Raw genomic sequence first — 15661 nt, forward strand, 5'->3', positions numbered from 1 at the left:
TTTTATTTATTTTCTAGGTAATATATGGTATACTTAATAGTGCAAAGTAGCGAAAAGGCAGGGATATAAAATGTATGGAGTAGTATTAGAAGGTGGAGGAGCGAGAGGGGCCTATCAAATAGGAGTTTATAAGGCACTGATAGAGGAAGGAATAGAAGTAGGAGGGATTGCAGGTACTTCTGTAGGCGCTTTAAATGGGGCTGTATTAGTGCAAGGAGATTTTGAAAAGGCTTATGAGCTATGGTATGATATTTCTTATTCCAAAGTCATAAAGGCTGAGGATGAAGAGATAGAGAAATTGAAAAAGGGTAAGCTGGAAAGAGAAGATATCCTTTTATTAGTTCAAAGATTAAAAGGCATCATTGGAGATGGAGGCTTAGATATAACTCCTTTGAGGAATTTATTACAAGAAGTTATAGATGAAGACAAGATAAGAAGGTCAGGGAAGGATTTTGGCATTGTGACAGTGTCTTTAAGTGATTTAAAGCCGTTGGAATTATACATTGAAGACATTCCTCAAGGGAAATTGGTAGATTATTTGATGGCAAGCGCTTACTTGCCTGTTTTTAAGAGGGAAAAAATTGATGGAAAAAAGTATATTGACGGAGGGATATACAACAATCTTCCTGCTAATTTGCTAATGGACAAGGGATATAAGGACTTGATAGTCATAAGGACAGGAAGCTTTGGAATCGTGAGGAAACTTGATTTTAAAGGCTTAAATGTTTTGGTCATTTCTCCAAAAGAGGATTTAGGAGGGATATTAGATTTTGATAAAAATCTTTCCAGGTATAATCTTAAATTAGGGTACTTTGATGGTCTAAAAGCTTTAAAAGGACTAAAAGGATATAAATATTATATACACCCAGAGGAAAAAGAAGAATTTTTTGTAAATTATCTTTTAAACTTAGAAGGGGAGAAAATAAAAGATATAAAGGAGATTTTTAGAATCAATCAAGAAATACCTGACAAAAGGGCTTTGTTTGAATTTATAATACCAAGACTTTGTGGAATCTTGGACTTAAAAGATATTGCTGATTACGAAGAAATATTTTTAGCATTGTTAGAAAATTTAGCAGAAACCTATGATGTAGATAGGTTTAAAGTTTACACCTATGCTGAACTTATAGAAGAAATAAAGAGAAAAGTTAGAATAGAGGAAGAGGAAGAAGAGGGCAATATAATCGAGAAAATAATTAAAAAAGTGGATGTGCTTTCTTTGTTTACAAAAAGTGAAGTCATAAAAGAATTAGGTAGGATTATTTTTAGTTAAAATTATGACAAGTTTTTTTTATTCCAATAATAGAGTATAATTAGTGTGAATACTAAAATATAAAACTGGAGGTAGTAAAAGTGTCAGAAGAAAAGGCAAATAGAATATACGATGTAAAAACATTTTATAAGTTTGTAGAAGATTTATTGACCCATGGAGGGCAGCCTAAACCTTCTAAAAAAGTGAAGTTAAGCAAAGATTTTATGGAAAGGATTATGCTGGCGGTAACACAAGTGAATGGTTGCCCCTATTGCAGTTATTTTCACGCCAAAGAGGCTTTGAAGTCAGGCATGTCAAAGGAAGAGATAAAAAATTTGTTAAATGGAGAATTTGGAGATGTTCCGGAAGACCAAGTGGTAGCTTTAATGTTTGCTGAGCATTATGCTGAGACTGCAGGACATCCTGATCCAGATGTCTATAAAAGACTTTTGGAGACTTATGGAGAGGACTATACTTATAGCATTATGAACGCTATAAGAGCTATTATGGTAGGTAATACTCATGGCAATGCTTTTCATGCTTTAAGAAGAAGATTAGGAGGTAAACCTCTTCCTAACAGCACATTGGGAAATGAATTAGGAGTAGTGTTTGGCATATTTGTATTTGTACCGGTCATACTAATTAAACAGCTTTTTAGAAGAAAGAATTAGCTTCTTATTTTCCTTTTATATGGCACGGTTTTTATAGCCTAGTGTCAATCATTATGTATTTTGCTTTCTTCCTTACAAAGGCTGATGGTATCCTGCAAGAGTAATGGAACTATGTTGATAATGAGTTTTTGGTGTGATATTGCGAAAATAAAGGAAAGGGGGATTTAATTTTATTTATTTTAAACTTATTCCAATGTAAATCAGTAAAGGTATAGCTATTATATGGATAAGAAGCCACCAACCCCAACCTATAGAAGGAGTCCATTTTGTCATGTTATCACCTCCTCTTCCTATACAAACCTTATTGTGTTCAGTATAAGAAGTATTTATTCATTTATTGGAAGGAGATGAAAAGACTAAAAAAGTGTTTTTAAAAAATTTCTAAAATTAAAATAAAAGAGGGTCTTGTATGACTGTTTTGATTTTATCAATTATAGGAGTTATTAGTGGTTTTATATTATTTTCACGAGTTATTATTAAAAATGGTGTTCAATATTATACTGGTAATGTAAGGGTTTCTGTAATTATTCCTGCTAGAAATGAAGAAAAAAATTTACCATATCTTCTTGATAGTCTACAAAAACAAACTTATAAGCCTTATGAAATAATTGTAGTTGATGATTTTTCTGAGGATTATACAAGCGAAATAGCTAAAACTTTTGGAGCTAAAGTGATAAAAAATAGGGAATTACCTAAAGGATGGACAGGGAAAAATTGGGCTTTGTGGAATGGCTTTTTGGAGTCTAGTGGAGATGTACTTATTTTCCTTGATGCAGATGTGAGACTATCTCCTTTTGCAGTAGAGTCTCTTCTTAAGGAACAGGTGAAAATTGGGGGAGCAATATCTGTAATTCCTTATCATTACACAGATAAGTTTTATGAAAGGCTTGCTCTTATAACTAATATTTTAGGGATATTTGCTTTTACTTCTCCTTTTGAAAGAAAAAGTCCAAAAGGCTTATATGGATCATGTATAGTAGTGGATAGGGAGAATTATGAGAAAGTTAAAGGGCACTATAGTGTAAAGGGAGAGCTATTAGATGACCTTAATTTAGGTAAAAAGTTCTCAGATGCCAAAATTAACATTAAAAATTTTATTGGATATGACCTTGTCTCTTTTAGGATGTACCCTTATGGTATTATGAGCGAAATACAGGGATTTAGCAAAGGAGCAATTTTGAGTGCAAATACTTTAAGTTTTGGAACGATTTTCTTGATAGTTTTATGGCTTTTAGGACTTGTATTAGTGGGATTTATAACTCCTTTTTTGGTTTTTTCTCATTCGCCTATTGCTATTTTTTACGAAATTGGCTATCTTTTTTATACTCTGCAAATACTATATTTTACAAAGTATACAGGAAGATTTGGTATATTTATTCCTATTTTTCATTTTATTTCGACAGCCTTTTTTATACTAGTAACTTTACATTCCTTTTATCAGGTGGCATTTAAGAAAAAAGTTTTATGGAAGGGTAGGGAAATAAGTGTAGAAAGAAGGAATAATGTATGATTATTCTGCTCAGTATATTGGAGTTTGGCTGTGGTTCATTGATGTTTTCATATTGGATGGGGCTTATGCTGGGAAAAAGATTAGAAGAAGTGAGGGATGGAAATCCCGGAGCTTTCAACTTAGGTCATGCAGCAGGCTTTAAAATGGGAGTCGTTGGCGCTACTTTTGATTTTATGAAGGGCTATTTTCCGCTGGTGTATTTTCTTGAAAAAGGGTATGTTACAGGAAATGCTATTGCAATTGTGGCAATAGCTCCTATTTTAGGCCACGCTTTTTCACCCTTTTTAAAATTTAAAGGGGGCAAAGCATTAGCCACTACTTTTGGAGTGTGGAGTGCCATTACTCGTTTTAAAGCTTCTTTGACCTATGCTGTCATTTTAGGTATTTTAAAATTAGGTGAGAGGCGGTATAATAGAGGAAAGCCTTCTATACCTGAAATAGATGCTGTATTAGACCTTGTAGGTTTTGGTATTCTAGGTGGGCTGTTGTTTTTGAGTAGTGTTGAAAGTTATTTACTTTTACTGTGGATGCTCAACTTTGCTGTGCTTTTATATAAAAGAAAGAATGATATGAATATTGTTTTAAAGGCCAAAATGGTAAAATAAAATATAATTTTAATTAAAATCAAGTTGGGAGTGTATGAGGTGAAATCTATTTATATTGCAATAACTGGATGTCAATATTATTACGGCACAAAAGTTTTGAAACCAGGCACGATTGTAAGATTAGAAAAGGATTTGTACAATGACTATGATGATGAAGCAATATCTGTTACCCTTGCCCCATTAGGACAAGTAGGATATGTAGCTAATAGTGTTGGAACTGTTCCAAGAGGTTGTTATAGTGCAGGGCGAATTTACGATAGATTTGGGAGTCATGCCTTTGCTGTGGTAAAATTTGTGACAAAGGACCTTGCTATTGCAGAATTTTTAGAAGAGGACTTTGTAAAAGTTACTATAAAGTTCCGACTAAAAGAAAAAAGAAAGAAAAAGTACAAAAATAAAACTTAGATGGTGAGAAAATATGGAATACAAACAAGCATCTATATTTGATAATGAAGTGAAAAAAAATAAACCTTTGGCCGACAGGATGAGACCCAAAACTTTAGATGAGTTTGTAGGTCAAGAACATCTTTTAGGTAAAGGGAAATTACTTAGGGAATTGATTGAAAAGGACAATATTACTTCAATGATTTTGTGGGGGCCGCCAGGGGTAGGTAAAACTACCCTTGCTATGATTATAGCCAATATGACAAATTCTAAATTTATCACCTTTAGTGCTGTTTTATCAGGAATCAAAGAGATAAAGGAGATAATGGCAAAAGCTGAATTGGATGCTATGTATGGAACTAGAACTGTTGTATTTATTGATGAAATTCATCGCTTTAATAAAGCTCAGCAGGATGCTTTTTTGCCTCATGTGGAAAAAGGAAACATAATATTAATTGGTGCAACTACAGAAAATCCTTCTTTTGAGGTAAATTCAGCGCTTTTGTCTCGTTCTAAAGTTTTTGTCATGAAACCTCTTACAGAAGAAGATTTACTTGTACTACTTAAAAGAGCTTTAAGGGATAAAGAAAGAGGTCTTGGAATGTATGATATAGAAATTAGCGGAGATCAGCTTAAGAAGATTGCACTTTTTGCAAATGGAGATGCGAGAGTTGCTTTAAATACATTGGAGATTGCAGTTATGGCAGCAGAGGTAATTGAAGGGAAAAGAATTGTTACAGATGATATATTAGCAGATGCAATGCAAAAAAAGACTTTACTGTATGATAAAGAGGGAGAGGAGCACTATAATTTAATATCAGCTTTTCACAAATCTTTAAGAAATAGCGATTGGGATGCGGCAGTGTATTGGCTTGCAAGGATGTTAGAAGCGGGAGAAGACCCTCTCTATGTCGCAAGAAGGATGATACGCTTTGCCTCTGAAGATATTGGGCTTGCAGATCCTCAAGCTCTTGAAATGGCTGTTGCAGCATATAATGCTTGCCATTATATTGGAATGCCTGAATGTAGTGTAAATCTGGCACAGGTGGCAATATATTTAGCGTTAGCTCCTAAATCTAATGCGGTATACGTGGCATATAATAAAGCTAAAAAAGATGCAGAAGAGACAATTGCTGAAAGTGTGCCTATGCATTTAAGAAATGCTCCTACAAAGCTTATGAAAGAATTAGGATATGGCAAAGGGTATAAGTATGCACACGACTTTGAAGAGAAAGTAACAGATATGCAATGTCTACCGGATAATCTTAAAGACAGGAAATACTATGTACCGACGGATTCTGGTTTTGAGAAGGACATACAAAGGAGATTAGAGCAAATCACCAACTTAAAAAAGAAAGGAAAATAATTTTGAGCTGTTTAATAAAAAGGGGCAGTTGCCCCTTTTTATTAAACAGCGTTTTTAGGTTCTTCCCATATGATGATGCCAGGTACAAATAACAAAATTATCAAAATGATGATTATAATCCAAATCCATTGGTTTTCATGGTGTTTGTGTTTGTCAGACATAAACTTACCTCCTTTTTTAGGTTGACTTCTACTTTATAATATGAAAGATATATTATAATGGCTACAAATTATAAAAGTCTCCTAGCAGTACGCACTGCAAGGAGACTTTATGCTTTTAAACATTTGGGCCTGATTTTTTAATTTCTTCAGTTACATCTTTGTATTTTTTAAAGTTTTCTGCAAATCTAGTTGCTAAATTTTTTGCTGCTTTTTCATATGCTTCTTTATCGGCCCATGTATTTTTGGGATTTAAAATTTCAGAAGGTACCCCTGGACAAGAGGTAGGTATGCTTAAATTGAAGATAGGATCTTTTACAAATTCTACGTTGTCCAATGAGCCATTTAATGCAGCTGCCACCATTGTTCTTGTGTAAGTTAAATTAATGCGGCTTCCAATCCCATAAGGTCCACCAGACCATCCAGTGTTTACTAAATAGACTTTTGTATTGTATTTTTCGATTTTTTCTCCTAACATTTTTGCATAGACCATTGGCTTTAAAGGTAAAAAGGGTGCTCCAAAGCAAGTAGAAAAAGTAGCTTGAGGCTCTGTGATACCTCTCTCTGTGCCCGCTAATTTGCTGGTGTAACCGGATAAAAAATAATACATCGCTTGCTCTTTTGCAAGTTTAGCAATCGGTGGCAAAACCCCAAAAGCGTCTGCTGTTAAAAATATAATTGCTTTTGGATGCCCTCCCATTCCACTCGGGATGGCACCAGGTATAAAGTCAATAGAATAGGCTGCCCTTGTGTTTTCTGTAATTTTATCACTGCTATAGTCGAGCTCTCTTGTATTTTCATCATATACAACGTTTTCAAGTACGGTGCCAAACTTTATAGCATTCCAAATTTGAGGCTCTTTTTCTTTTGAAAGATTTATGCATTTAGCATAACATCCTCCTTCAAAGTTGAAAATGCCTTTGTCTGACCATCCGTGTTCATCGTCTCCAATTAAAAACCTCTGAGGGTCTGCAGAGAGGGTAGTTTTTCCCGTTCCTGACAAGCCGAAAAAGAGGGCGGTATCTCCATCTTTGCCAATATTGGCAGAGCAATGCATTGATAACACGCCTCGTTTTGGCATTAGATAGTTCATGAGGGTAAAGATTGACTTTTTGATTTCCCCTCCATACTGAGAGCCACCGATTATAATTAGTTTTTTAGTGAAACTTAATATAATAAAAGCTTCAGAATTTACACCGTCTAATTCAGGTATAGAGTTGAACTTTGGTGCAGCAATTAGCGTGTATTCGGGGATGTGATTTCTAAGTTCTTCTTCATTAGGGCGAATGAACAATTGGCGTGCCAGTAAACTCTGATACGCATATTCTGTTATAACTCTTATAGGAATTCTATATTGAAGGTCAGCACCTACAAAACCGTCAAATATAAAAATGTCTCGATTTTGTAAATAAGCAGTTAAACGGTTGTACAACCTTTCAAATTTATCCATAGAAATAGCTTTATTATTTTCCCACCATATATCTTCATGAACTTCTGGTTCATCCACAATAAATTTATCATTTGGAGAACGACCTGTGTATTTACCGGTATAAACATTAAAAGCACCATTATTTGCAAGTACTCCTTCTCCTCTTTTTATAGCTTCTTCAACTAATTTAGGGACGGGAAAATTACGGTAAACGTTTTTAACATTGATTATATTTAATTTTTCAAGACCGTACATTTAATATGCCTCCTTTTAATTTTATAAAAGCTAATTTGCATTTTAATGTGTTTAAAATTGCAAAAATATCTTATAAAGTTTAAAATTAACATTTACAATAAAATTCTAACATTATTCAAATATTTTTTCAAGTGGTACAAAATTTTTGGCTAAAATTTAAGGGATTTATGTCGAAATTTATGATATAATAGAAAAAAGTCCTTATCAACTTGAAATCGACGTGACAAGGAGTGAAACTAATGGAAAAGTGCTTTTGTGGTGGCAAAATAGAGATACAAAATGTAGAATATAAGTTGGTAAGGGGGAAAAGGACTATAATAATTAAAGATGTGCCGGCATATGTTTGCCAAAAATGTGGTGCAGTCTATTATGATACAGAAGTGCTTGATGAGGCTTTTAAAAATAAAGATAAGTACGAATATATTTCAACAAAATAGCTTATAATTAAAATTGCCAAAAGGATAAAAGAGGTCAGGGGACAATTTATTATAAGTGTGTGTCAATACCTTTTTAATTAAATAGCGAGAAAGATAGACTACATTTTCATCATTTATGACTTTATCTATGTCAAAAAAAGCTGCGGCGTCATTTTCTATTCCGTCAGAAGTAGGAGTTCCTGAAACATAATCTAACAAAAAAACAATGTATATTTCCGAATTGCCATCGGGAAGTATTATACTTCTTATAGAAATGATATTTTTTACACGGGTTTCTATTGAAGTTTCTTCTTTTATTTCTCTTAAAACTGCATCGTCTATATTTTCACCGGTCTCCACATGGCCGCTGGGTATTATCCATTTGCCTTTAAATTGGCCGTAAGTATGCCTTACCAATAAAACTTTATTATCTTTTATGACAATACCGCCTACTCCTACAATTATTTGTTTCATAAAATCACCAACCGCTGTATTTTATTTATAAATTGATTATACCACATAAATTTTTTGCATTAAAATAAATTAGAAAATGGTGGGAAAATGAGATTAATCGTTGGAGAAAATGAAAAAGGCGTTATATTAGAAAATTTTTTGAGGAACAAAGGTTTTTCTAAAAGACTTATTAGAATTTATAAGTGGCAAGGAGAAATATTAGTAAATGGCGTAAAAGAAAATGTACAAAGAATTTTCCAACCAGGGGATGTGATTGATTTAATCCTTCCCGAGGTAGATTCTGATATTGCCCCGGAAAAAATGGGTTTGGATATATATTATGAGGACGAGGATGTTTTAATAGTTGATAAACCAGCTGGAGTAGTTGTGCATCCAACAAAAAGATATCAAAGTGGTACTCTTGCAAATGGGGTAGCGTGGTATTTTAAAGATAAAGGAATAAAGGCTTTGATTCGACCTGTTAATCGCTTAGATAAGGGTACGTCGGGTCTGGTTGTATTTGCCAAACGTCCTTTTATGCAGTATTATCTTCAAATTGTAAAGCCTATGAGTAAACTTTATTTTGCAGTAGTAGAAGGAAAAATGGAAGGGGAAGGTCGAATTGACCTTCCTATATCGAGAAAACCACAAAGTGGCATTGAAAGAATGGTATCCGAGGAAGGAGATAGAGCTATAACCAATTACAAAGTGATAAAAAGCAGTGAAAGGTTTTCTCTTTTAAAGGTAAAAATTGAAACAGGAAGAACTCATCAAATAAGAGTACATTTGAGCCATATTGGACATCCTATTGTAGGAGATACATTGTACGGCTCTTCTGATGATTATATTAAAAGGCAAGCATTGCATGCTTACAGGCTTACTTTTGTACACCCTTTAGAAGAAAAAAGCATTTCTGTTTATTCGCCTTTGCCACAAGATATACAACATTTACTAAAATTATTCTAATCCTTCTAAATCAAAATCAGGGATGAAATCTTCACTGGCGCTTTCTATTTCTTGAATTAAGCCATTTTCAAGGCCTATCTCAAAGAAAAAATCTATAGCTTCATCATATTCTTGAGGAGTGATTTTTCTATTTATTTCTGGATACTTTTGAGCTTGATAATAAGGGGTATATTGACTCATTAAGCTTACATATATTTCTTTTGGGAGGTTTTCTTTAATCCACAAAAGAATTTTTTTAGTGTCCTCTACAAATCCCGGCATTATGAGATGTCTTATCACTAAACCTCTTTTTAATATTCCTTCTTCGTCAAATTGAGGTATTCCAACCTGCCTATACATTTCTAATATGGCTTTTGTTGCGTGTTCAAAATAATTAGGAGCTTTGGAATATTTTTTTGCAAGAGCGTCATTGTAATATTTGAGGTCGGGAAGATATATGTCAATTAATCCCTCCAACATTTTTAAAGTTTCTACATTTTCATAGGCGTTTGTATTATATACTATAGGTATTTGAAGCCCTTGCCTTTTTGCTAATAAAATCGCCTCTTTTATTGAGAAGACATGGATTGTAGGAGTAACAAGGTTTATGTTATGGGCACCTTGCTTTTGTAAATTTAAAAATACTTGTGCTAATTCTTCTACTGTTAGAAATTTACCAAATTGGTATTGACTTATTTCGTAATTTTGACAAAAGACACACTTTAGGTTACAACCACTGAAAAAAACTGTTCCAGAGCCTCTTGTTCCACTTATAAAAGGCTCTTCCCAATGATGCAAATAGGCTTTTGATACTTTTACCTGCCAAGGCATGTTACAAAGTCCTTTTGATTTTGACCTGTCTACATTGCAGTTTCTTGGACATATATTGCATTTTATTGCTGGTTCCATAGAAATTCCCTCCACTCAATATTATATCATTCTTTATTTTTTTGTATAAAGCTTGTATTTTCTATATTTTACACTTGCAATTTAGTAAGATTTGTCGTAAACTATAATTGTAAACGAAAAACCAAATGAATCCTGTGAAGTTTGTATTAGGCTAATTTGTTTTCAACCAACGCACCTTTTTCGGGAATCCGGGTTCATCAGTGGAAGAAATGCCTGCTAAGACAGGACTTCAGAAGCTGATGACAGGGTACCCACCTGCGAGAGCGGGTATGAAAACATAGCCTTACGGCTTCGTGGGACAAAAATTAAAAGTCCTTCTGGAAGGAAGGGCTTTTAATTTTTTGCTACGATAGTGTATAATCGTGTTGAGGTGATTTTTATGAAAATTGCTATCGCAGGTAATATTTATAAATACCCAGGAGGGACAAAATTAGAAAATATTGCAAAAAAATTTGAACATCTTTACAATGGGATAATAATGGCTGCGAAAGTCGATAATGAATTAGTCGATCTGAACTGCACAGTTTCAAAGGATAGCACAGTGGAGTTTGTAGATACGACGATTGAGGAAGGTACGAGGATATATAGAAGAAGTTTGACTTTTGTTTTTATTAAAGCTGTAAAAGAGCTACTTCCTGGAGCTACAGTTACTATTGAACATTCTTTAGGGAAAGGATTGTATTGCGAGATACATGGTTATTCTCTCAACAATAAAATTGTTTCTATGATTAAAAAGAGGATGGAAGAAATAATAGAGAAGGATTTAAAAATCGAAAGAAAAATGTTGTCTAAAGAAGAGGCAATAAAGCTATTTGAAAAAGAAGGATTGACTGAGAAAGTAAAATTGTTTAAAGATACTGACAAAGACAAGGTTCCTGTTTATTATTGTGATGGTACAGTGGACTTTTTCTATAGCCCTTGTGTACCTTCTACAGGGTATCTAAAAGTATTTGATATACGTTTTTATTTTCCAGGCATTATTTTAATTGCTCCAGATGTATATAATCCCCGCTCTTTGCCTGCATTTGTGGATGTTCCAAAACTTGCTTCGATTTTTAAAGAGGCAGAGGACTGGGCAAGTATTTTAAACATAAGTTATGTTTCTTCTTTGAACGACATGATAAAACAAGGAAGAGGTAGAGATTTAATATTGGTTTCTGAAGCATTTCATGAGAAGAAAATATCCAAAATTGCAGATTATATAGCTTCAAACAAAATGATAAAAGTAGTGCTTATTGCTGGACCCTCTTCTTCAGGGAAAACCTCTTTTATTCATAGACTTAGTGTGCAGTTGAGGGTAAACGGACTAAAGCCTTTTCCGATATCATTAGACAATTATTTTGTGCCAAGAGAACTTACTCCGAAAGATGAGTTTGGAAATTACGACTTTGAGTCCATAGATGCATTAGATTTGCCACTTTTCAATGAGCATTTAATAAAGCTTATTCAAGGGGAAGAAGTAGAAATCCCTATTTTTAACTTTAAAACAGGGGAAAGAGAGCCAGAAGGAAGAAAAGTAAAACTTGATAAAAACCAAATTATTTTGATGGAAGGGATTCACGGTCTAAACGAAAAATTGACTTTGCAAATACCTAAAGATAATAAATATAAAATATACGTGAGTGCTATTACGCAGCTAAATCTTGATGAACATAATAGAATATCTACTACTCAGACAAGATTAATAAGGCGCATGGTGAGAGATAGCCAATTCCGTTCTAGTGATGCGGCAGAGACTATAAACATGTGGCCTATGGTCAGAAAAGGAGAAGAAAAATGGATTTTCCCTTATCAAGAACAAGCGGATGTCATGTTTAACTCTTTTTTACCTTATGAGCTACCTGTATTAAAAAAATATGCAGAGCCTTTGCTTAAGAAAGTTTCCCAAGACAATCCTGCTTATTCTATCGCTAAAGAAATATTAGAGTTTTTGAGTTATTTCCTTCCATTAGAAGATGAATTAGCAATACCTCCCAATTCTATCATAAGAGAATTTATAGGCGGCAGTTGCCTTGATGTTTAAGTTTAGGAATCTTCAATGGACTCTTGCTTTATTTTGTAGAATTTTTGCAAAAAAAGAAGGAATATTTAAGGTTTTGTAGAAATAATAAGAAAAGGCTAATACCTAATGTTGTAATTAATGCAACCTAAAACAGGAGGGATTTTTATGCTTAAAAGTATCAAGTTTAGGCTGTTGATGTACGGTGTTATTTTGGCGGGTGTAAACAGTATTTTAGTTGCTTTTTTTGTGACCTATTTTGCAAGTAGAAATACAGTTGTGCCTTATGTAGAGGCTTTTATTGTAACAGTTGTTATAGCTGTTTTACTTCATTGGATAATGTTCGAAAAAAGTATGATTTTAGCAGTTGAAAAAATGAAGGAAGCCATTGAGGGAATAGCAAAAGGGGATTTGACGAAAAAAATTGACATAAAAGGTGATGATGAATTTGAAACGTTAGCTAAATCTCTAAATAGCTTTTTGAATAACTTTAAAAGATTAGTTACAGAATCTCAACAAACTGCGGAACAAACAGTTGTTGGGTCAAAAAAATTAACACATGAGATTGATAACGTTACCAATGCTGCAAAAGAGATTGCTGCTGCTTTAGAAGAAATTGCAAAGGGGGCAGAAGAGCAAGCAGAAGCTGCTCAGCAAACTGCCAAGGATGCTAATCAAGCTTTTGAGTTTAATAAAGAGATTAAAAGTAAATTTAATGAAACTAAAGATTTAAGCTTTGAGATGGGAAAAGTAATAAAAGAAAATGAAGCGATTATGACTGAATTGATGAAAAGGATAGAAGAAAGTGCTAACAAGAATAAGGAATTAATTAAAGAAGTATTGGATTTAAGAGAAAGAGCAAATAAGATAACAGATATAATTGGAATGGTGAATAAAATTGCAGATCAAACAAACTTATTAGCTTTAAATGCTGCAATAGAGGCAGCAAGAGCAGGAGAACAAGGAAAAGGCTTTGCTGTGGTAGCACAGGAAGTGAGAAATCTTGCAGAGCAGTCTGCTTCTGCTGCGGGAGAAATAGTTTTACTGACTAAAAACATTCAAGAAAAAATTAAAGAAGTTTCGGGGAAATTGGAACAAGAAATTCAAAACGCGTTAGAAAATTTGTCTTATACAAATACTGCAAAAGAAAAGATAGAAAATGTAGTAAAATCTAGTAGCAGAGTTATAGAGGCGATTATGTCTGTAGACAACTTAGTAAACTCTCAATACGATAAAATTAAAGAAATTAAAGAACTCAATCACAAGATTGCAGCGGTTACACAACAAACTGCAGCAAATACCCAGGAGACATTAGCTTCTACTCAAGAACAAGTTTCTTCAATGGAAGAATTAAAAAAAATGATGGGAAAATTAAATAACTTTGCAGAAAAATTGCAGACATTAGTTAAAAAATTTTCTAGCACAGTAAAACTTACACAAGAGCAAAAAAGAAAAATTGAAGAGGCTAAAAAGATACTTCAGAGAATAATAGAAGAAAACAAGGAACAGCTGTTTGGGAATAGAGCAAAAGAGATAGTCATGGAAATAATAAAGAAATATCCAAATTTTGAGTTGGTATTTTCTATTCTAAATAATGGAGATATAAAAGCTATTTCAATGGAAGTAGGAATTTCTAATGTATATCACAGGTCTTGGTTTCAACGGGCTATTGAAGGGGAAATAACAGTGACAGAGCCTTACATTTCTTTAGCGACAAACGAAATTTGTACTACAATTGCAATTCCTGTTTACAATTCAGAGAAGAAAATAATAGGAGTTTTTGGAGGGGATGTACAATTAGGTAAATAAAATAGTACTTGTAAGCATAAAATATAATAAATATTACTTGAAATGTTATTTTTAAAGTGGTATAATGTTCTTGAAATGGAATTTTGGTTTTTTGGGTCAGTTTGATATTTTGGGATAAAAAATAAAGTAGAGGAGGAGTTATGATGAATGTGATTGACCCGCTTATCAGTGCTGTTATTAACTATGTAGAAAAAGACCCAGAGAAAAATTTAGACAAAATAGCTAATCTTCTGTCAAAAATTGCAATAATGCCCAATCATAAACAGCAAATAGAAAGTGTGAAGAGATTTTTAGATGACAAAGACAGCAATTGGTACAGATTTGCAATGAAACTTCTTAAAAATATTGACAAAAACATTATAAAAACTTTAGGTGTTAATTTCTTTATAAATGCTAGCTTGAAAGGAATTCCAAAACAAAAAGAATTAGAAAACAAATTAGATATTAACATTCCGTGGGCAATTTTGATGGATCCAACTGAGGCTTGCAATTTAAGATGTGTAGGATGTTGGGCAGGACAGTACAAACCTCACAATCTTTCTTTTGAAGTGATGGATAGAGTATGTACAGAAGCAGAAGAGCTGGGCATATATTTTATAGTTTTGTCTGGTGGAGAGCCTACTGTTAGGATGAAAGATATTATAAAGCTTGCTGAAAGACATAAAAACCAAGTATTCCACTTGTTTACCAATGGTACTTTAATTGACGAGGATATGATAAAGGAAGTTAAAAGAGTAGGCAACATTACTTTTGCAGTAAGTATTAATGGTTTTAAAGAAAGTAACGATGCAATACGTGGAAAAGGTACTTTTGATAAGATTATGAGAGCAATGGATTTGATGAGAGAAAATGGGGTGCTGTTTGGATATTCAGCTACATCTACAAGAACAAATGTAGAGGAAATTTTAAGTGATGAATTTGTAGACATGATGATAGATAAAGGAGCTGCCTTTGCTTGGTATTTTACTTATATTCCTATAGGCAGAGACCCTGATATCAGCTTCATGGTTACACCTGAACAGAGAAAGTATAGCTATGAAAGAATAAATTATATAAGGGCTACAAAGGAACTTTTTGCAATTGATTTCTGGAATGATGGCGAATACAGTGGAGGATGTATTGCAGGAGGAAGAAGGTATCTACACATAAATGCAGCGGGAGAAGTTGAGCCTTGTGCTTTTATCCATTATTCTAATGTAAATATAAATGAAGTAAGTTTATTGGAAGCATTACAGTCACCTATTATGAAAAGCTATAGAAAAAGGCAGCCATTTAATCTAAATCATCTAAGACCATGTCCACTTATTGACAATCCAGAAAAACTTTTAGAAATAGTTAGAGAATCAAAAGCAAAACACACAGAAGCCAGTGAAGCTGCTCATATAGAGAACCTCTACGATGATTTAACAGTGGTTGCTGATAATTGGGGTAAAGTAGCCGACGAAATTTTGGAGAAAAAAATGGAAATAAAAAAAGAGGCTTGACATAAATATTAAAATC

General features: G+C 33.4%; 14 protein-coding genes and 1 other RNA gene. 12 read left to right on the plus strand and 3 right to left on the minus strand.

Annotation, left to right across the window (positions count from 1 at the left end; translation table 11 throughout):
• The first annotated feature begins 70 nt into the window (after window positions 1–70).
• The 6 genes from I4N53_RS05400 to I4N53_RS05425 all read left to right on the plus strand — a co-directional run bounded on the left by I4N53_RS05400 (window position 71) and on the right by I4N53_RS05425 (window position 5788).
• The gene (locus I4N53_RS05400; protein ID WP_003868551.1) at window positions 71–1273 is read left to right on the plus strand and encodes a patatin-like phospholipase family protein; all 1203 of its coding nucleotides are present in this window, start codon (window positions 71–73) and stop codon (window positions 1271–1273) included.
• Window positions 1274–1353: 80 nt separating this feature from the next.
• Entirely contained in the window at window positions 1354–1923 is a 570-nt protein-coding gene (locus tag I4N53_RS05405) for a carboxymuconolactone decarboxylase family protein (RefSeq protein ID WP_214495785.1), read from the plus strand.
• A 409-nt stretch (window positions 1924–2332) separates the two neighbouring features.
• A complete protein-coding gene (locus tag I4N53_RS05410; RefSeq protein WP_214495786.1) occupies window positions 2333–3433 on the plus strand; it encodes a glycosyltransferase family 2 protein in 1101 nt (366 codons plus the stop codon).
• On the plus strand, window positions 3430–4038 hold the full coding sequence (locus I4N53_RS05415; RefSeq protein WP_003868555.1) for a glycerol-3-phosphate acyltransferase: 609 nt from the start codon (window positions 3430–3432) through the stop codon (window positions 4036–4038). The genes I4N53_RS05410 and I4N53_RS05415 overlap by 4 nt, the downstream gene beginning before the upstream one ends.
• A 39-nt stretch (window positions 4039–4077) precedes the next feature.
• On the plus strand, window positions 4078–4443 hold the full coding sequence (locus tag I4N53_RS05420; RefSeq protein ID WP_003868556.1) for an HIRAN domain-containing protein: 366 nt from the start codon (window positions 4078–4080) through the stop codon (window positions 4441–4443).
• A 13-nt stretch (window positions 4444–4456) separates the two neighbouring features.
• Entirely contained in the window at window positions 4457–5788 is a 1332-nt protein-coding gene (locus I4N53_RS05425; RefSeq protein WP_074665395.1) for a replication-associated recombination protein A, read from the plus strand.
• Window positions 5789–6064: 276 nt separating this feature from the next.
• Here I4N53_RS05425 and pckA read toward each other — a convergent pair whose 3' ends face one another.
• Window positions 6065–7630 carry a phosphoenolpyruvate carboxykinase (ATP) gene (gene pckA, locus I4N53_RS05430; RefSeq protein WP_214495787.1) on the minus strand — a complete coding sequence of 522 codons (1566 nt, stop codon included), beginning with the start codon at window positions 7628–7630 and terminating at the stop codon, window positions 6065–6067.
• Window positions 7631–7869: 239 nt separating this feature from the next.
• On the opposite strand from pckA, the gene I4N53_RS05435 reads away from it, so the two are divergent.
• Window positions 7870–8067 (plus strand): YgiT-type zinc finger protein, encoded by a 198-nt coding sequence (locus I4N53_RS05435; protein ID WP_003868657.1) that lies wholly within the window; start codon window positions 7870–7872, stop codon window positions 8065–8067.
• Here the strand turns inward: I4N53_RS05435 and I4N53_RS05440 are convergent.
• Complete coding sequence (locus I4N53_RS05440; protein WP_006569962.1) at window positions 8056–8520, minus strand: NUDIX domain-containing protein; 465 nt, start codon at window positions 8518–8520, stop codon at window positions 8056–8058. The genes I4N53_RS05435 and I4N53_RS05440 overlap by 12 nt on opposite strands.
• Before the next feature lie 87 nt (window positions 8521–8607).
• On the opposite strand from I4N53_RS05440, the gene I4N53_RS05445 reads away from it, so the two are divergent.
• On the plus strand, window positions 8608–9465 hold the full coding sequence (locus I4N53_RS05445; RefSeq protein ID WP_214495788.1) for an RluA family pseudouridine synthase: 858 nt from the start codon (window positions 8608–8610) through the stop codon (window positions 9463–9465).
• On the opposite strand, the gene I4N53_RS05450 is transcribed toward I4N53_RS05445, so the two are convergent.
• Window positions 9457–10353, minus strand: coding sequence for a radical SAM protein (locus I4N53_RS05450; protein WP_003870766.1), 897 nt, complete (start codon window positions 10351–10353; stop codon window positions 9457–9459). The genes I4N53_RS05445 and I4N53_RS05450 overlap by 9 nt on opposite strands.
• A 126-nt stretch (window positions 10354–10479) precedes the next feature.
• Here I4N53_RS05450 and ssrS point away from each other — a divergent pair.
• The 4 genes from ssrS (at window position 10480) to I4N53_RS05470 (ending at window position 15645) form a co-directional block, all read left to right on the plus strand.
• Window positions 10480–10657: non-coding RNA, 6S RNA (gene ssrS / locus I4N53_RS05455), on the plus strand.
• Window positions 10658–10732: 75 nt separating this feature from the next.
• A complete protein-coding gene (locus I4N53_RS05460) occupies window positions 10733–12376 on the plus strand; it encodes a nucleoside kinase (RefSeq protein ID WP_214495789.1) in 1644 nt (547 codons plus the stop codon).
• A gap of 144 nt (window positions 12377–12520) precedes the next feature.
• On the plus strand, window positions 12521–14161 hold the full coding sequence (locus I4N53_RS05465; RefSeq protein WP_006569965.1) for a methyl-accepting chemotaxis protein: 1641 nt from the start codon (window positions 12521–12523) through the stop codon (window positions 14159–14161).
• Between the two features lie 143 nt (window positions 14162–14304).
• Window positions 14305–15645, plus strand: a complete 1341-nt coding sequence (locus I4N53_RS05470) for a radical SAM protein (protein ID WP_014063097.1) — start codon at window positions 14305–14307, stop codon at window positions 15643–15645.
• Window positions 15646–15661: the final 16 nt, after the last annotated feature.

It is taken from the genome of Thermoanaerobacter sp. CM-CNRG TB177 (assembly GCF_018588165.1).
GTDB lineage: Bacteria > Bacillota > Thermoanaerobacteria > Thermoanaerobacterales > Thermoanaerobacteraceae > Thermoanaerobacter > Thermoanaerobacter thermocopriae.